Origin of the sequence: Variovorax sp. CF313 (assembly GCF_000282635.1) — a bacterium.
GTDB lineage: Bacteria > Pseudomonadota > Gammaproteobacteria > Burkholderiales > Burkholderiaceae_C > Variovorax.
The window spans coordinates 1-15,758 of sequence record NZ_AKIW01000004.1 but is presented as its reverse complement, the minus strand read 5'-3'; the positions used below and the strand labels follow the sequence as shown (position 1 = coordinate 15,758).

General features: G+C 65.8%; 17 protein-coding genes. 5 read left to right on the top strand and 12 right to left on the bottom strand.

Annotated elements, in window-relative coordinates:
- Positions 1 to 26: 26 nt before the first annotated feature.
- From PMI12_RS00960 to PMI12_RS00945, 4 genes are read right to left on the bottom strand one after another with little or no spacing between them, the layout of a single operon-like run.
- Positions 27 to 449 carry a carboxymuconolactone decarboxylase family protein gene (locus PMI12_RS00960; protein WP_007828066.1) on the bottom strand — a complete coding sequence of 141 codons (423 nt, stop codon included), beginning with the start codon at positions 447 to 449 and terminating at the stop codon, positions 27 to 29.
- Entirely contained in the window at positions 446 to 1,657 is a 1,212-nt protein-coding gene (pcaB, locus tag PMI12_RS00955; protein ID WP_007828065.1) for a 3-carboxy-cis,cis-muconate cycloisomerase, read from the bottom strand. The genes PMI12_RS00960 and pcaB overlap by 4 nt, the downstream gene beginning before the upstream one ends.
- A gap of 16 nt (positions 1,658 to 1,673) precedes the next feature.
- Positions 1,674 to 2,507 (bottom strand): shikimate dehydrogenase family protein, encoded by an 834-nt coding sequence (locus tag PMI12_RS00950; protein WP_007828063.1) that lies wholly within the window; start codon positions 2,505 to 2,507, stop codon positions 1,674 to 1,676.
- Between the two features lie 29 nt (positions 2,508 to 2,536).
- A complete protein-coding gene (locus PMI12_RS00945) occupies positions 2,537 to 3,460 on the bottom strand; it encodes a shikimate dehydrogenase family protein (RefSeq protein WP_007828061.1) in 924 nt (307 codons plus the stop codon).
- 199 nt (positions 3,461 to 3,659) lie between these two features.
- Between PMI12_RS00945 and PMI12_RS00940 the strand changes: the two genes are divergently transcribed.
- The 5 genes from PMI12_RS00940 to PMI12_RS00920 all read left to right on the top strand — a co-directional run bounded on the left by PMI12_RS00940 (position 3,660) and on the right by PMI12_RS00920 (position 8,721).
- The gene (locus tag PMI12_RS00940; RefSeq protein WP_007828060.1) at positions 3,660 to 4,454 is read left to right on the top strand and encodes an IclR family transcriptional regulator domain-containing protein; all 795 of its coding nucleotides are present in this window, start codon (positions 3,660 to 3,662) and stop codon (positions 4,452 to 4,454) included.
- Positions 4,455 to 4,526: 72 nt separating this feature from the next.
- Complete coding sequence (locus tag PMI12_RS00935) at positions 4,527 to 5,537, top strand: Bug family tripartite tricarboxylate transporter substrate binding protein (RefSeq protein ID WP_007828059.1); 1,011 nt, start codon at positions 4,527 to 4,529, stop codon at positions 5,535 to 5,537.
- 25 nt (positions 5,538 to 5,562) lie between these two features.
- On the top strand, positions 5,563 to 6,228 hold the full coding sequence (locus PMI12_RS00930) for a response regulator (RefSeq protein ID WP_007828058.1): 666 nt from the start codon (positions 5,563 to 5,565) through the stop codon (positions 6,226 to 6,228).
- Positions 6,229 to 6,272: 44 nt separating this feature from the next.
- On the top strand, positions 6,273 to 7,694 hold the full coding sequence (locus PMI12_RS00925; protein ID WP_007828057.1) for a sensor histidine kinase: 1,422 nt from the start codon (positions 6,273 to 6,275) through the stop codon (positions 7,692 to 7,694).
- 19 nt (positions 7,695 to 7,713) lie between these two features.
- Positions 7,714 to 8,721 (top strand): Bug family tripartite tricarboxylate transporter substrate binding protein, encoded by a 1,008-nt coding sequence (locus tag PMI12_RS00920; RefSeq protein WP_007828056.1) that lies wholly within the window; start codon positions 7,714 to 7,716, stop codon positions 8,719 to 8,721.
- A gap of 16 nt (positions 8,722 to 8,737) precedes the next feature.
- Here the strand turns inward: PMI12_RS00920 and PMI12_RS00915 are convergent, their stop codons facing one another.
- From PMI12_RS00915 to PMI12_RS29545, 8 genes are all read right to left on the bottom strand, one after another.
- Positions 8,738 to 9,961 (bottom strand): ROK family transcriptional regulator, encoded by a 1,224-nt coding sequence (locus tag PMI12_RS00915; protein ID WP_007828055.1) that lies wholly within the window; start codon positions 9,959 to 9,961, stop codon positions 8,738 to 8,740.
- Entirely contained in the window at positions 9,954 to 10,751 is a 798-nt protein-coding gene (locus PMI12_RS00910) for an ATP-binding cassette domain-containing protein (RefSeq protein WP_007828054.1), read from the bottom strand. Before PMI12_RS00910 ends, PMI12_RS00915 begins: the two co-directional genes overlap by 8 nt.
- A complete protein-coding gene (locus tag PMI12_RS00905) occupies positions 10,751 to 11,710 on the bottom strand; it encodes an ABC transporter permease (RefSeq protein ID WP_007828053.1) in 960 nt (319 codons plus the stop codon). The genes PMI12_RS00910 and PMI12_RS00905 overlap by 1 nt, the downstream gene beginning before the upstream one ends.
- A gap of 22 nt (positions 11,711 to 11,732) precedes the next feature.
- On the bottom strand, positions 11,733 to 12,743 hold the full coding sequence (locus PMI12_RS00900; protein WP_007828052.1) for a sugar ABC transporter substrate-binding protein: 1,011 nt from the start codon (positions 12,741 to 12,743) through the stop codon (positions 11,733 to 11,735).
- 337 nt (positions 12,744 to 13,080) lie between these two features.
- Positions 13,081 to 13,479 (bottom strand): hypothetical protein, encoded by a 399-nt coding sequence (locus PMI12_RS28575; protein WP_157632081.1) that lies wholly within the window; start codon positions 13,477 to 13,479, stop codon positions 13,081 to 13,083.
- A 37-nt stretch (positions 13,480 to 13,516) separates the two neighbouring features.
- On the bottom strand, positions 13,517 to 14,599 hold the full coding sequence (locus PMI12_RS00890) for an RHS repeat domain-containing protein (RefSeq protein WP_007828048.1): 1,083 nt from the start codon (positions 14,597 to 14,599) through the stop codon (positions 13,517 to 13,519).
- Between the two features lie 215 nt (positions 14,600 to 14,814).
- Entirely contained in the window at positions 14,815 to 15,264 is a 450-nt protein-coding gene (locus tag PMI12_RS28570) for a DUF6896 domain-containing protein (protein ID WP_157632079.1), read from the bottom strand.
- On the bottom strand, positions 15,258 to 15,758 hold a 501-nt coding region (locus tag PMI12_RS29545; RefSeq protein WP_162130813.1), incomplete at its 5' end, for an RHS repeat-associated core domain-containing protein. The genes PMI12_RS29545 and PMI12_RS28570, both read right to left, overlap by 7 nt.

Genomic DNA, 15,758 nt, shown 5'->3' with positions numbered 1-15,758 from the left:
GCCTGTCCGCCTGGCGACCGGCGTGCTCACTGGGGCAGCGCAGGCAGCAAGCCCTTCTCGCGCAGGATGCCGGCCGCGATGCCGAAGGCATGGTTGGCCACCGGCACGCCGCAGTAGATGGCGGCCATCATGATCACTTCCTTGATGTCCTCGGGCGTGAGGCGCGACTCGGGCGGCCCGTCGAGCGCGGCGCGCACGTGCATGGCGAATTCTTCGTACGCATGGATGCCCAGCATCATCGACAGCACCATGTAGCGGCGCGTCTTGTCGCCCAGCGCGGGGCGGCCCCAGATGTCGTTCCAGGCGTGGCGCGTGATCAGTTCCTGGAACTCGGCGTTGAAGCCGTTGCGGTTGGCGAGCGACTTGTCGACCCAGGCATCGCCGAGCACGCGGCGGCGGTTGACGAGGCCGGCTTCGTAGCCTTCGGCGGGAGTTTCGGGGGCGGTCATTGCGGGAGTTCCTTGTCGTTGAGCCGGGCCTGCAGCGCCTTCACTTCGGCGAGGGCGGTCTGCCCGGCGTTGTGGGCGAGCGCGGGGTCGAACCATTCGTCGGCCGCGTCGCGCGGGAGTTCGGCGCGCAGCCGGTCGATGTTGGCGCGCATGCGCGCGGCGTCGACCTGCAGGCCGGGCAAGGCGCCCGCCATTGCGCGCACGCTGCCGTGCGCCGACATCAACAGCTGCGGCCATTCGGCCAGCTCGGCCTGCCAGGCGCCCAGCGCGCGCTCGTGCTGTTGCGGCATGGCGCCGAGCAGCGCGGCCACGCGCTGCGGTGCGCGGTGCGCGGCGGCAATGGCGACCATCGAGGCCACCGGGTTGCGCTTGTGCGGCATCGCCGACGAGCCGCCGCGGCCGGGCTCGCTGGGCTCTGCAACTTCGCCGACTTCGTACTGCCCGAGCAGCGCGATGTCGACCGCGATCTTGCCGAGGCTGCCGGAGACAAGGCCCAGTTCGCAGCCGAGCGCGACCCATTCGTCGCGCTGCGTGTGCCATGTCGCACCGGGGTCGCCCAGCCCCAGTTCCTTGGCCATGCGCTGGCGTACGGCCGCGCCCTGCCCCTTCATCTGCGCCAGCGTGCCGACGGCGCCGCCGAGCTGCAGCCGCAGCGCGTGCCTCGCGGCGTCGCGCAGGCGGATGCGGCTGCGCACCAGCGGCGCGGCCCAGCCCGCGCACTTGAAACCGAAGCTGGTGACCGAGGCCGGCTGCATCAGCGTGCGCGCGAGCATCGGCGTTTCGGCGTGCGCGACGGCCAGGCGCAGCAGTGCATCGGCGGCCTTGGCGAGATCGGCTTCGACGAGCGCGACCGCCTCGCGCGTGACCAGCGCCATCGCGCTGTCGATCACGTCCTGGCTGGTGCTGCCGAAGTGCACGAAGGGCGCGGCCTCGGCATTGAAGAGGCCCACGGCTTCGCGCAGCGCCTTCACCAGCGGAATCGCGACGCTGCCCGCGCGCCCGCTCTCGCGCACGATCTTGGCCACGTCGAACAGCTCGACCTTGCAGCTGCTCACGATCGAATGCGCGGCGCTTTCGGGGATCAGCCCTTCGGCCGCCTGCGCACGCGCGAGCGCGGCCTCGAAGCGCAGCATGGCGTCGACGAAGGCGCGGTCGCTGAAGGCGCCGAGCGTTTCGGATGTGGAGAGGAAGCCTTCGAAAATACTCATGGGGCGACCCGGCCTTTCAGTACTTCAGTTGGGCCACGGCGCGCAGCTCTTCCGGCGAGGCTGTGCCGAAGCCGAAGAACTCGAGGTACGCGGGAATCATCTCGAACAGCATGTCGGTGCCGACCTGCACCTGGCAGCCCTTGGCCTTGGCCGCCTGCAGCAGCGGCGTGTACTCGGTCTTCATGACGACCTCGCCGACGAAGGTGTTCGGGTCGATGCGGTCCACGTCGAAGGGCAGCGGATCGCCCTCCTTCATGCCGAGCGGCGTGGCGTTGACGACCACGTCGTAACCGGCCGGGTCCTTCGAGCCGGTGGCCACCTTCATCTGCGGGTAGTGCTCGCGCAGCCGCGCGGCCAGTGCGCCGGCCGAAGCCTCGCTCATGTCGAACAGCATCAGTTCGGCGGCGCCTGCCGCGGCAATCGACGCCGCAATGGCCGAGCCCACGCCGCCCGTGCCCGACACCAGCACGCGCGTGCCCTTGAAGAGGCGCCCCTTGCGCTCCACGCCGCGCACGAAGCCCGCGCCGTCGAACTGGTCGCCCAGCAGTGTGCCGTCGGGCCGTTTGAGGATCGCGTTGCAGGCGCCCGCGACGCGCGCCGTGGGCGTCACCTCGTCGACCAGCGCCATCGTCGTGACCTTGTGCGGCATGGTCACCAGCGCGCCGCGGATGTTGCTGAACCTGAAGATCTGCGGCAGCGAGGCCGCGTAGTCCTCGGGCTTGACGCCCATGGGCACGACCACGGCGTCGATGCCGTGCTTGTCGAACCAGGGGTTGTAGATCATCGGCGCCTTGAAGGCTTCGGTGGGATAGCCGATGTGGGCGATGAGTGTGGTCTTGCCGGAAATCATGTCGTTCGTGTTTCTGTAGGAAGGCGCGGTCAGGCCACGCTGGGGGAGTGGTAGCGCAGCGGCTGCGCGATTTCGGCGTGCATCGCCGGCGGATAGATGATTTCGCGCAGGAAGTTCGAGTCGGCCTGCATCGCGGCGGCCGCGTCCAGATGGCCGAAGTAGCGGAAATAGTGGGGCATCTGCTGGATCAGCATCTCGAAGCCCGCCTGCGCGTTGAGCCCGCGGTCGCGGGCCGCGCGCACCAGCGGCGTGGGCTGGTTGCGCAGAAGAATGTCGAACAGCGCCGCATGGCTTTCCATGCGCGCCACGTCGACCGGCAATGCATCGCCATCGACCAGCCCGAGCTGCGTGGCGTTGATCACGAGGTCGAAGCCTTCGGGTGCGTTGCTGTCCACCGAGGCGACGGTCGCGTCGAAGAATGCATCGAGCTTGGCCGCCACACCGGCCGCCTTGCCTGCGGCGCTGTCGTAGAACGCGATGTACTCCGCGCCGTTCACTGTGCCGCCCTCGGCCAGCGCCACGCCGATGGCCGCGGCGCTCACGCCCGCGCCGAGGATCAGCACGCGCTTGCCGCGGAACGGGATGTTGCAGTGGTCGAGCGCGCCGATCAGGCCTTCGCCGTCGAACAGGTCGCCTTCGAGCTGGTCGCCCTCGGTGCGGCGCACCACGTTGACCGAGCCGGCCACACGGCCGAAGAGGCCGCAGCCGTCGAGCAGGTCGACCACCAGCGGCTTGTGCGGCGGCGCGACCACCATGCCGCGCAGGTTGCGCGCGAGAAAGGCCGACTTGAAGAACACCGCGAAGTCGCGCACCGGCACCTGCATGGGCAGCAGCACGGCATCGATGCCGAAACGCTCGAAGGCGGCGTTGAACATGCGCGGCAGCCGCACGTTGCGAACCGGGTCGCCGGGAATCAGGTAAGCCTGGGTGCTGCCGCGGATGGAATGGCTCATGTGCTTGCTTCCGTTCGTCAATCGCTCTTTTCGAGACCGGATGCCGAGCTTTATAGTCGCTTCACTGAAGTCCCGCACTTCTTTCACCCGCCAAACGAGCGATCATCGAACTTGAAAGATCGTTTATCGCTCAATCCAAGGGTTTTCACCTGCATTCAATGCAGCTCTCGAACCCTCCCACGAAGGCACACTTCCCGCCATGAGCAAGGACAGCAAGGACGACTCCGCGCCCCCGCCCGGCCTGGACAAGCGCGACTGGATCGCCGGCCTGGAGCGCGGCGTGAGCATCATCGAGGCGTTCGACGACGCCAACCCGCGCCTCACCGCCAGCCAGGCCGGCCAGCGCACGAACATGACCCGCACCGCCGCGCGGCGCTACCTGCTGACCCTGCAGCACATGGGCTACGTAGCGAGCGACGGCAAGCTGTTCTGGCTCACGCCGCGCGTGCTGCGGCTGGGCCAGTCGTACCTGGAGTCGGCGCGGCTGCCGCGCGTGGTGCAGCCCTTCCTGCAGCGGGTGGCCGCCGGCACCAACGAGATCGCCTACCTCAGCGTGATGGACGGCGACGAGGTGGTCTATATCGCGCGCAACGGCCCCAACCGCAGCATGAGCACCGGTTATGTGCTCGGCGCGCGCGTGCCGGCGCAGGTCACGGCCTCGGGCATGCTGATGCTGTCTCTGCGCAGCGATGCCGAGCTGAACGAATGGCTGACGACTCGGCAGCTCACGGTGTTCACCTCGCACACGATTGCGAGCATGGAGCGCATGAAGCTCGAACTCGCCCGCATCCGGGCCCAGGGCTGGGCCCTTTCCGAGCAGCAGCTCGACCTGAACTCGCGCGGCATCGCGGTGCCGCTGCGCGACCGGCACGGCACGCTGGTCGGGGCGCTGAACATCACGATGCCGATGGGGCATGAAAGCTCGGAGGACGCGGTGGCGCGCGTGCTGCCGGTGCTGCGCGAGACGGCGCAGGCGATGCGCAACCTGATCTGACTGACAGCTTTCCGACAGCAACCGTCGGGCACCATGCGCGCTTTCAATCCCAAAGCGCTGGAGACAAGCACCATGTCCGACCTCTTCGTTCCCGACGACACCCGCCTGAGCCGCCGCGGCCTGCTGCAAGCCGGCGGCGCCGCGGCCCTCGGAGGCCTGCTCCCCTCCCTGGCCTCGGCGCAGGACACCTGGCCCAGCAAGTCGATCCGCTTCGTCGTGCCCTTCGCGCCGGGCGGCAGTTCGGAGATCGTCGCGCGCTCGACCGCCGCCGAGCTCTCGCGCACGCTGGGCCAGAGCGTGTTCGTCGACAACAAGCCGGGCGCCGCCGGCAACATCGCCATGAGCGAGGTGGCGCGCAGCACCGACCAGCACACGATCATCCTCGGCCACATCGGCACGCTGGCGGTCAACCCGTACATCTTCGCCAAGCTGCCCTACGACGCGAACAAGGACTTCAAGCCCGTGAGCCTGCTGGCCAAGGTGCCCAGCCTCTACGTGGTACACCCCGACGTGCCGGCGAAAAACCTCAAGGAGTTCATTGCGTATGCCAAGTCGAAGCCCGGCAAGCTCAGCTATGGCTCGGCGGGCAACGGCAGCGCGGGCCACCTGGCTTTCGAGTACCTGAAGATGACGGCCGACGTGTTCATGCTGCACGTGCCCTATCGCGGCACCGGCCCGATGGTGACCGACCTGCTCTCGGGCCGGCTCGACGCCTCGGCCATCGGCGCGGCGGCGATCATTCCGTTCATCAAGGCGGGCAAGGTGCGCTGCATCGCGACCGGCTCGGCCAAGCGCCTCGCGCAGTTGCCCGACGTGCCGACCGTGGCCGAGCAGGGCTTTCCAGGTTTCGAGATGACGCAGTGGTACGGCATGCTGGCGCCGGCCAACATCGCGCCTGCCAACCTGGCCAAGCTTTCCGCCGAGACGATGAAGGCCGTGAAGTCGCCCGATTCGATGCAGCGGCTGACGGCCGATGCCGCCGAAGCCGTGGGCGGCACGCCCGAGCAGTTCGCACAGTTCATCGCCTCCGAGCAAGCTCGTTGGCAGAAGGTGATTGCAAGGGCAAACATCAAGCCGGATTGAGCCCTGCCGGCCCTAGCATCGGCCCATGCGCATCCTCCTCGCCGAAGACGAACACACCCTGGGCACCTGGCTGTGCAAGGCACTGGAGCACGCGGGCATCCAGGTCGAATGGGTGGACGACGGGCGCCTGGCCGACCGGGCGCTGCAGCAGCGCGACCACGACGCGCTGGTGCTCGACCTGGGCCTGCCCGGGCTCGACGGGCACACGGTGCTGCAGCGGCTGCGCGAACGCGACCAGCGGCTGCCGGCACTGATCCTCACGGCGCGCGACTCGCTGAATGAGCGTGTCGCCTCGCTCAACGCGGGCGCCGACGACTTCCTCGCCAAGCCCTTCGCGCTGGCCGAGCTCGAAGCGCGGCTGCACGCGCTGGTGCGGCGTGCGCGCGGCATCGAGCATCCGCGTCTGGCCTGCGGCCCGCTGGTGTACGACGGCGCGCGCCGGCACTTCACGCTGAACGGCGAGGCGCTGGCGCTCTCGCCGCGCGAACTGGCCGTGCTGCGCGTGCTGGTGCAGCGCAGCGGCGAGCCACTGTCGAAGCAGCAGATCCTCGAGCGCGTGTTCTCCGACGACGAAGACGTGCACCCCGAGGCGGTCGAGGTTTTCATCTACCGGTTGCGCAAGCGGCTCGACGGCACCGGGGTTCGCATCGTCACGCTGCGCGGACTTGGCTACGTGCTGGAAACAGACTGAATGAAGCTCACTCCCAGTCTTCGAGCACTTCGGGCTGAGTGGACGTGTTGACGCGCCTGCGCAACCGCCTGCGCCGCACCAGCTTGTGGCAGCGGCTCGCGCTGCTGCTGTTCCCCGCCCTGCTGGTGGTAACCGGCCTCGAGCTGTGGATGACCCGGCACGACGCGCTCGCCGCCGCCAACGCGGCCTACGACCGCTCGCTGCTGGGCGCGCTCAAATCCATCGACGCCAACATCTCGACCGCCTCGGGCGGCCTGTCGGTCGAGTTGCCGTACACGATGTTCGAGTTCTTCGAGCTCACGGCGAGCGGGCAGGTGTTCTTTCGCGTGTCCACGTCCGACGGGCTGGTCGAGCTCGGCAGCGCGGACCTGCCCGCGCCGCCCGCCGAACTGGCGATGGGCGTGCCGGCCTTCTACGACGCGGCCTACTTCGGCGAGTCGGTACGGCTCGCGGCCTACCGGCGCGACCTCGATCGCGCACCGGCCGGCAGCACCGGGCGCAGCGTGCTGATCCAGGTGGGCGAGAGCACTCGCTCGCGGCAGGAGTTCAGCGCGCGCTTCGTACGCAGCGCGGCGCTGCGCGATGCGCTGGTGCTCGCGATACTGCTGTGCGGCACCGCCATTGCGCTGGCGGCGGCGCTGCGGCCGCTGTCGCGGCTGGCGCGCGAAGTCCAGGCGCGCACGCCGGACGACCTCACGCGCATTGCGGAAACCGACCTGCCCGCCGAGGTGCGCCCGCTGGTCGCCGCGGTCAACCAGCAGATGTCGCGCACGCAGGAACTCGTCACGCAGCAGCGCCAGTTCCTGGACGATGCCTCGCACCAGCTGCGCACACACCTGACCACGCTGCAGATGCAGGCCGACTACGCGCGGCGCGAGCAGGACCCGGCGCAGGTCCAGGTGGCGCTCGACGCGCTCGGCACCGAGATCGGCCGCGCGACGCGCAGCGCGCAGCAGCTGTTGGCGCTGGGCCGCAGCGACACGGTGTCGGTGGAGCCTGCCGAGTTCGACGTGGCGGCATTGCTGCGCGAGGTGGCGGTCGACCTGCTGCCGCTGGCGCGCGCCAAGCGCATCGACCTGGGCATTCATTCGCCCGTGCCTGAATTCCTTGCCGTGGCGGATCGATCGCTGATGCGCGAGGCGCTGGGCAACCTGGTGGCCAACGCGATCGCTTACACGCCCGCCGAAGGCACGATCACGCTCTTTGCCGCGGGCGACGCGGCGGGCTGGAGCCTCAACGTGGAAGACAACGGCCCCGGTATCGGCGACGAGGAGCGCGCCGCGCTCGGCCAGCGCTTCCGGCGCGGCGCGCGCGCCGGCAAGGGCGGCTTCGGGCTCGGGCTGGCCATTGCGCGCTCCATCGCGCAGCGGCATCGGGGCGAGCTGCGGCTCGAAGCGCGCGAGGCAGGCACGGGGCTGCATGCGATCATCTGGTGGCCCCGCACCCAAGCTGCGGCGGCCACCTGACAAGCCCGCCGCCATGCCCATGCGACCTACCCGCCGCCACGCACTTCGCACGCTGTCCGCGCTGCTGATGCCTTGGGGCGCGGGCGCGAAGGCTGCTGCCAACGATCCCTCCGAAGACGCTGCCGACTGTGTGATCCCCGCCAAGGCCGGCGGCGGCTTCGCACTGACCTGCGCGCTCGCGCGCGATGCGCTGCAGGCCGTGCGCCCCACGCGCCCGCCGCTCGCCCAGCGCTACCTGCCGGGCGGCATCGGCGCCGTGGCCTTCGACCGCATCGCCACCGGCCGCCTCGGCGGCCCGGGCACGCTGGTGGCGTTCTCGAGCGGCTCGCTGCTCAACCTTGCGCAGGGCCGCTTCGGGCCGCATTCGCCCTCGGCTGTGCGCTGGATCACGACGCTCGGAACCGACTACGGCGTGATCGCCGTGCATCGCGATTCGCCCTACAAGCGCCTGCAGGACCTCGTCGCGGCGCTGCGGCAGGACCCGTCTCGCATCGCCTTCGGCGCCGGTGGCACGGTCGGCAGCCAGGACTGGGTGAAGGCCGCGCTGCTGGTGCGCGCCGCGGGGCGCGACCACAAGGCCATGCGCTTCGTGTCGTTCGAAGGCGGGGGCGATGCGCTCGGCGCGCTGCAGGGCAAGCATGTCGACGCCTTTCCGGGCGACGCGGCCGAGGCGCTGCAGGCCATTGCCGGCGGCGCGGCCGTGCGCCTGCTTGCCGTGCTGTCGGAGAACCGGCTCGGCGGCGCACTCACCGGGGTGCCGACCGCGCGCGAACAAGGCGTCGATGTGGTGTGGCCCACCGTACGCGGCCTTTACCTGAGCGCGGCCGTGCCGGAATCGGCCGTGCGCGCGTGGACCGCGGCGTTTCGCGAGGCGAGCGCGGCGCCCGGCTTCGCTGCCTTGCGCGAGCAGCACGGCCTGTACCCCTTTGCGCTCACCGGCGCCGCGCTCGACGACTACGTGCAGGCGCAGATCAAGAGTTATCGGCGGCTGGCGGACGAACTGGGCCTGCGGCGCTGGCCTTCCTGAACGCCGGGCGGTCCTGTCAGGCCGCCTTCAGGAATACGTCGTGGTCGGGCGCGAAATTGGCGTGCAGCGGCAGCATCGCGCCGCCCAGCGCACACGCTTGCGCACCCGCCTTGCCGCCATGCAGCCGAGGCTGCCAGAGGCCTTCCCAGTTGCAGCCGTCCAGCGCGGCACGGGTCTGATCGAGCAGCGCCTGCAGCAGCGCGCGCGACATCGAGCCGTCCACCACCACGTCGGTCAGGTCGAGCATGGCGGTGCCGCTCACGATGGCATGCGCCAGCGCCTGCGAGGCGCTTTCCAGCCAGGCTTGCGTAGTGGCGGCATAGGGCGGCTGAAGGGCGCGGTCGTCATATGCGGCCATGGCGTCGAGGCCCTCGCCGGCCAGGCGCTGCTCCAGCTCCCAGAGCGACGCCTGCGCAACCAGCTGCGGCGGCAGTGCACCGCGGCTGCCCGGAGGCTGCATCGGCAATGAAGCGAGCGCGCCTGCGTTGCCGTGCGCACCAGTGTGCAGGTGCGAGTTGATGACCAGCCCGCCGCCCACGAAGGTGTCGACGAAGATGTACAGGAAGCTCTTCAGGTCGTGCCCTCGCCCGCCGACCAGCTCGGCCACGCAGGCGGCCACCGTGTCGCGCGCGAAGCTCACCGGCACGTCGGTGCGCGCGCGCACCTCGGCCGCCAGGTCCATCTGGTTCCACAGGTCGGACTGCGCCTTCGACAACCCCAGCGTGCGGTGCCAGCCGCCGAGCTGGAACGGCGCGGCCAGCCCCGCGCCCACGTTGCGCGCGGCCAGCGGTCCCAGCCCGTCGCGCAGCCGGTGGATGTGCTGCGCGATGGCGGGCAGCAGCTCGTCCGCATCGGGAAAGTCGTAGCTGATCGCGTGGCGCTCGCGCACCTGCGCGGCGAAGTCGATCAGCAGCCATTCGGCGCCGCGCCGCCCCACCTTGATGCCGATGGCGAAGGCGCCGTCGGGGTTCAGCGCCAGCGGCACCGACGGCTGCCCGATGCGTCCGCGCACGCGGCTCTGCTTGACGATGAGCCCGTCTTCCTCGAGCCGCGCGGTGATGAGCCCGATGGTCTGCGCGCTGAGCCCCGTCAGCCGCGCGAGGTCGGCCTTGGGCAGGCTGCCGTGGACGCGCAGCGCCTGCAGCACCGTGCGCTCGTTGAACTGGCGCATGCCGACCTGGTTGGAGCCGCGGGGCCGCAACAGGTCGGGCGTGCGTGCAGGCACGTCCGCATCAGGCATGCGCCTCCGCGGGCAACTGGTCGGCCGTCATGGCGCCGGTCATCACGGCGACCGTGTCGCTCATGCTGATCTTCTTCGGGTTGAGCACGGCCGCGCGGCGGCCGAGGCGGGCCACGTGAATGCGGTCGGCCACCTCGAACACGTGCGGCATGTTGTGGCTGATGAGCACCACGGGCAGGCCGCGATCGCGCACGCGGCGGATCAGCTCCAGCACCATGTTGCCCTCCTTCACGCCGAGCGCGGCGGTCGGTTCATCCATGATGACCACGTGCCGCGCGAAGGCCGCGCTGCGCGCCACGGCCACACATTGGCGCTGGCCGCCCGAGAGTGTCTCGACCGCCTGCGTCATCGACTGGATGCCGACCTTCAGGTCGGCCATGCGGGCGGTGCTTTCCTTCAGCATCTGCTTCTTGTCGAGCATGCGCAGCACGTTGCCCAGGAAGCCGGGGCGGCGCAGCTCGCGGCCGAGAAACAGGTTCTCGTAGATGGTCATGGCCGGGGCCACGGCGAGATCTTGATAGACCGTCTCGATGCCGGCGCGGCGCGCATCCAGCGGATTGCGGAAATGCACTGCCTTGCCGTCGAGCAGGATCTGCCCTTCGTCGGGCACCACCGCGCCCGACAGCGCCTTGATGAGCGAGGACTTGCCTGCGCCGTTGTCGCCGATCACCGCGAGGATTTCTCCTTCGCGCAGCTCGAAGTCGACACCGTCGAGCGCCGTGACCTGGCCGTAGCGCTTCACCAGGCCCTTGGCCTGCATCACGATCTTGGGGTTGGCGATGATGTTCATCAGCGGGCTCCCCTGCGCGAGAGTTGGTCGGCCGCTACCGCAAGAATCACGAGCACGCCCGTCACCAGCACCTGGTAGATCGACGACACGCCCATCAGCGTGAGCCCGTTGCGGAACACGCCCACGATCAGCACGCCGATCAGCGAGCCCAGCACGATGCCGCGGCCACCGAACAGGCTGGTGCCACCAAGCACCACGGCCGTGATGGCGTCGAGGTTCTCGGTCTGCCCCGCGTTCGGGTCGCCCACGCCGGTGCGCGCCACCGACAGCAGCGAGGCAACGCCGTACAGCACGCCCGCCGCCACGTACACGCCCAGCAGCACGCGCTGCGTCGGAATGCCGACCAGCCGCGTGGCCTCGGCGTTGTTGCCCACCGCATAGATGTGCCGGCCGGCTCCCGTCTCGCGCAGCACGAACCACGCGAGCAGGTACAGCACGAGCATCAGCACCGAACCCCATGCCACTTCGGCATTGCCGATGGCGAAGGTGGTGCCCAGGCCCGTGAGGCCGCCGGGCAAATCAGTGATGGTCTGCGACGACGAATACAGCTGCGTGATCGCAAAGGCGATGTTCAGCGTGCCCAGCGTCACGATGAAAGGCGGCAGCTTGATGCGCGTGACCAGCAGCCCGTTGAGCAGGCCGAACAGCGTCGTCACGCCGATGCCGCAAAGGATGGCCACCGGTGCGGGCATGCCCAGTTCGGTCGCGAACTTGCTCATGATGATCCCGCCCAGCGCCATCACCATGCCGCACGACAGGTCGATGCCCGCCGTGAGGATGATCAGCGTCTGGCCGATGGCGATCACGCCGACCACCATCACCTGCTGCAGGATCAGCGAGAGATTGCCGCCGGTGAGAAAGCGATCCGACTGGGTCGCAAAGAAGATGCACGCGCCGAGAAGAGCCAGCCACGGCCCGAGGGCGCCCCACGGAATGTGGTGCGTTGGAGACTTCGCCATGGCTTCGTCCTGATGCTTCCGATTACTTCTTGCCCCAGCACAGCTCGGTGCCGGTCTTGGTGTCCTTGCTGTCGACGCCGGCCACGCTCTTGCCGGCGATCAGCGTCACGCCGGTGTCGACGTAGCCCGAGGCCTTCTTGCCCGTCTTGGCGAACTCCACGCCCGCGGCCACGCCCATGGCGGCCATCTTCAGCGGGTACTGCTGCGAGGTCGCGGCGATGATGCCGGCGGCCGTGTCCTTGATGCCCTGGCAGCCGCCGTCGACCGAGACGATCATCACGCCCTTCTCCTTGCCAGCGCGCTTCAGCGCGTTGTACGCACCGGCCGCGGCGGGCTCGTTGATGGTGTAGACCAGGTTCACGTCAGGTGCCTTCTGCAGGCAGTTTTCCATCACCGTCTGCGCCTTGGCCTGGTCGCCGTAGCTGTCGGCCATGCAGACGATCTCGGGCGTCTTCGACAGCTCGTTCGACTTGGCGTCGTTGGCGGCAAGCCCGAAGCCCTTCATGAAGCCGTTGTGGCGCTGCGCGCCCACCGGGTGGCCCGGCAGCAGGTCGAGCGCGATGATCTTCGCGGGCTTGCCGGCCATCGCGGCCTTGGCGTATTCGCCGATCAGCACGCCGGCGGTGTAGTTGTTGGTGGCGAAGAGCGCGTCGGTCGCGTCCGGCGGATCGGCCGGGCTGTCGAGCGCGATCACCATCACACCCTTGTCGCGCGCCTTCTTGATGGCCGGCACGATCGCCTTGGCGTCGCTCGGCGTGATCAGGATGGTCTTGGCGCCGGCGGCGATCATGTTTTCCATCGCCGTAATCTGGCCCGCGTTGTCGCCGTCGGCCTTGCCAGCGCCCGAGAGCAGCTTGGCGCCGAGCTTCTTGGCCTCTTCCTGCGCGCCTTCCTTCATCTTGACGAAGAAGGGGTTGGTTTCGGTCTTGGTGACGAGGCCGATGACGGGCTGGTCGGCGGCGAAGGCGGTGGATGCGGCCATTGCGGTGAGGGACATGGCCGCCATGGCCAGGATAGAGCGGGAGCTGAACATGGTTTGTCTCCGTGGGCAGGCGGCGAAGCGCCTGCGGTCTTGTGGAACCGGATCGCTCGGGCCTTGAGGGCTCGGTGTCCGGGCGCAGGGAGACTATCGGCCAGCAGAGGGACTAAATCAAGTGGATTTAGTTATCGAAAACCCGGGGTTGCGGCGCCGCGTTCGTCGTAGCGGTAGCTGGTGCCGGCGTAGTTCTTCAGCAGGTTGTCCAGCAGCTTGCCGGCCGGGTGCCTCAGTGGTTCGTTGGCCGGGGGCGGATCGACGATGTTGCCTGCGGAGTGTATGCAGGCTATCTCGCGCCGCCACGGCATCTGCTTCCAGCAGGCTGCCTAATAGCTCACCGTGAATTCAATTGAAATTCAGCGACGCGGGCAACTTCCTCATCTACGTCATCTACTAAACCTCTCACAATATCGATAGATGTTTTTTTGTTCGCCGCCACTTTTTTTCGAACCAAAGAGCTAGGATCTTTTGATAAAAGATCAAAAAGATCAGGCGGCAACCTTCTTTTTTCCGCCAAAATTGACCGAACAACCTCATCCCCCTGAGCGGCCAAAATCCTCATTACCTCAGAAGGAATCGTTCTATTTTGAGCCACATCAATTTGATGGGATTTGAAGTTAAAAATCAAGTCCTTCCAAACATCCAAAGATGCCTCCTCGGAGAGTGACCGAGCGATATCCGAGTCATTCTTCGAGCAGCAAAGAAAAACAAACTCCTGGGCAGTTTCGATCATGAAACGGCATCCTTACACTTCAACGATTTTAAATCAATCATTTTCCCTGCCTCTCCTTTATGTTTTCCCATGCGGCCCCATATTCATCCAGATCATACGCATGATTTAAAACATTACTCTTTTGATCAAATTGCTTAAATGCGCTCCCGCCATGACCCATTTGATCAATCGAGTACCAGCTTCCATCTTTAGGGTCTCTAAAATATTTCGCAATTCCGACACCCGGCACATAGCCTTCGCATATTTTATTAAATCTATTAATTTCCCATTTTTTACAAGAAGGACAACGCTTATCGATGTTGGGCTTACCCGTCTTGGGTTTTCGGCCTGCGCCGTCTGTAGTTGATTGACCTCTAGCAAGTCCTAGAGGATCAACCCACTCCGTTGAATTGGCCGCATATTGATGGAGGTTGATACCACCTATCAATCCAATTGGGTCGCTAGAGATAAACCGCCCAGCCTGCGGGTCGTAGTACCTATACCGGTTGTAGTGCAACCCCGTCTCTTCATCCCAATACTGCCCCTGAAACCGAATCGGATTCCTGAACCCCGCCCTTCTCCCAGCCTCGCTGATCGCCTCCCGCGCCTCTCCCCATGCCTTGTACTGCGCCGACCACGCAATGCTCCCTTCGTGGTCCGTCAGCTCCTGCGGCGTGCCCAGGTGGTCGCACTGATAGAACGCCATCTCCCTTCTGTCAAACGCCGGCGGCACCTGCCTTTGCTCGCCGTTCCACAGCGGATCCTGCTCGATGTCGTAAACACCGCCGTTGGCTTGCATCAGCGCCTTCGGATCCGTCGTCTCGCTCAGCGCCATCGCGCTCGCACGGCGCACCTGCATCAGGGGCACGAACGAGTTCGGCTCATGGATGTAATGCACGCTCCAGCCGTGCGCGCCACCCTCCTCGATCGCTGAGCTGCTCTGCGCGCTCTCGAATGCGAGCACGTCGCCGTCCCAGCCGAACAGCGTCGTGGTGTCGCCCGAACTCTTGGACAGACGCCGCCCCAGCGCGTCATAACTGAAGGTGGTGGTGATGCCGCTGTGGTCGGTCGCCGCCGTCATGCGGTTGAAGCCGTCCCATGCGAAGACGGTGCGCCAGCCGTTGCGTACGCGCTCGGTCATGTTGCCGCGCTCGTCGTAGCGGTAGCTGGTACCGGCGTAGTTCTTCAGCAGGTTGTCCAGCAGCTTCCCGGCTCGTTGGCTCGTTGGCTCGTTGGTCAGGGAGGATCGATGACGATGCCCTGCTTCTATAAGGCCTACTCAATCACTTTCAAAACTATCTCCAGCACCATCCCAAATACATCAAATCAAATTTCGCAAAAACCAATTAATCTTATTCAATCAATTTCTGCTTTACTTGTCACCAATTCCCATGCTGGCGGCGCAATCTTGACTCTTCTCAACACCCCACGACCCTCCAAATTTTTTAATGAATTCTCTATTTTTAAATACAAGTCCGCAGCCTCATTTGTCACTCCCCCACTATTCAAAGAGACCACATACTCAGCCAATCGATGCGCATCAATTACACGCGAGCCTCTTTCGAATCTGTTATGAACATCTACTATGCTTCCATCTTTTCCCAAAAAAACATAGCCCAATCCATGCTTTTTGTAAGTCCAACTTCCCCCATCGATTTCCACAGCTCCAGATTTAGGGAAATCAGTTAAAAATTCCAAATCAGATGCATCAGTAATTTTTAAAAAAAACCCTTGAAGGAGTCGATCTTGTAAAACGTCAAACTGAATGGCGATTTTAAGAACCTCTTCTGGCGAAAAAGCTAACATCTGTTCATCCTTTCTGCGCGAGCCATTGCCGCCTCGTCTTTCAGCCTCTCTGCAATTTCTGGTGACACTGTATTGAGGTTAACTGGTACTTCTTTTAGTCCCGCTTTCTTCGCGGCCTCTGCTCGATGATGCCCATCGATGATCACGAGTTTTCCCTCTCCGACATCGGCAGCTTCAATTGGAGGGAAAGTTCCGTATCCGGCTTGCGCCTTCATAGCAGAGGTATATCGCTTAACCTTGTTACCGGTCATTTCGCTTGGTCCTTGACGCGAGATTAAAGCCTGAGGATTTTTTAGTATTGGGCAATCTTGAGTTAATCCCAAGGGGTCAATCCATTCGACAGGATTTATTCCGTATGCATGAGCATTAAATCCTCCTTTTACTCCAATCGGGTCTTTGGAGACAAACCGTCCACCGAACGGGTCGTAATACCGATACCGGTTGTAATGCAGCCCCGTCTCTTCATCCCAATACTGCCCCTGAAACCGAATCGG

Bases quoted from the DNA above. Each gene is read 5' to 3' on its own strand.
- PMI12_RS00940 (WP_007828060.1), top strand. From the start codon at position 3,660: ATGAGCAAGGACAGCAAGGACGACTCCGCGCCCCCGCCCGGCCTGGAC.
- PMI12_RS00945 (WP_007828061.1), bottom strand. From the start codon at position 3,460: ATGAGCCATTCCATCCGCGGCAGCACCCAGGCTTACCTGATTCCCGGC.
- PMI12_RS00910 (WP_007828054.1), bottom strand. From the start codon at position 10,751: ATGAACATCATCGCCAACCCCAAGATCGTGATGCAGGCCAAGGGCCTG.
- PMI12_RS00915 (WP_007828055.1), bottom strand. From the start codon at position 9,961: ATGCCTGATGCGGACGTGCCTGCACGCACGCCCGACCTGTTGCGGCCC.
- PMI12_RS00920 (WP_007828056.1), top strand. From the start codon at position 7,714: ATGCGACCTACCCGCCGCCACGCACTTCGCACGCTGTCCGCGCTGCTG.
- PMI12_RS00890 (WP_007828048.1), bottom strand. From the start codon at position 14,599: ATGACCGAGCGCGTACGCAACGGCTGGCGCACCGTCTTCGCATGGGAC.
- PMI12_RS00935 (WP_007828059.1), top strand. From the start codon at position 4,527: ATGTCCGACCTCTTCGTTCCCGACGACACCCGCCTGAGCCGCCGCGGC.
- PMI12_RS00905 (WP_007828053.1), bottom strand. From the start codon at position 11,710: ATGGCGAAGTCTCCAACGCACCACATTCCGTGGGGCGCCCTCGGGCCG.
- PMI12_RS28575 (WP_157632081.1), bottom strand. From the start codon at position 13,479: ATGATCGAAACTGCCCAGGAGTTTGTTTTTCTTTGCTGCTCGAAGAAT.
- PMI12_RS00930 (WP_007828058.1), top strand. From the start codon at position 5,563: ATGCGCATCCTCCTCGCCGAAGACGAACACACCCTGGGCACCTGGCTG.
- PMI12_RS28570 (WP_157632079.1), bottom strand. From the start codon at position 15,264: ATGTTAGCTTTTTCGCCAGAAGAGGTTCTTAAAATCGCCATTCAGTTT.
- pcaB (WP_007828065.1), bottom strand. From the start codon at position 1,657: ATGAGTATTTTCGAAGGCTTCCTCTCCACATCCGAAACGCTCGGCGCC.
- PMI12_RS00900 (WP_007828052.1), bottom strand. From the start codon at position 12,743: ATGTTCAGCTCCCGCTCTATCCTGGCCATGGCGGCCATGTCCCTCACC.
- PMI12_RS00960 (WP_007828066.1), bottom strand. From the start codon at position 449: ATGACCGCCCCCGAAACTCCCGCCGAAGGCTACGAAGCCGGCCTCGTC.
- PMI12_RS00950 (WP_007828063.1), bottom strand. From the start codon at position 2,507: ATGATTTCCGGCAAGACCACACTCATCGCCCACATCGGCTATCCCACC.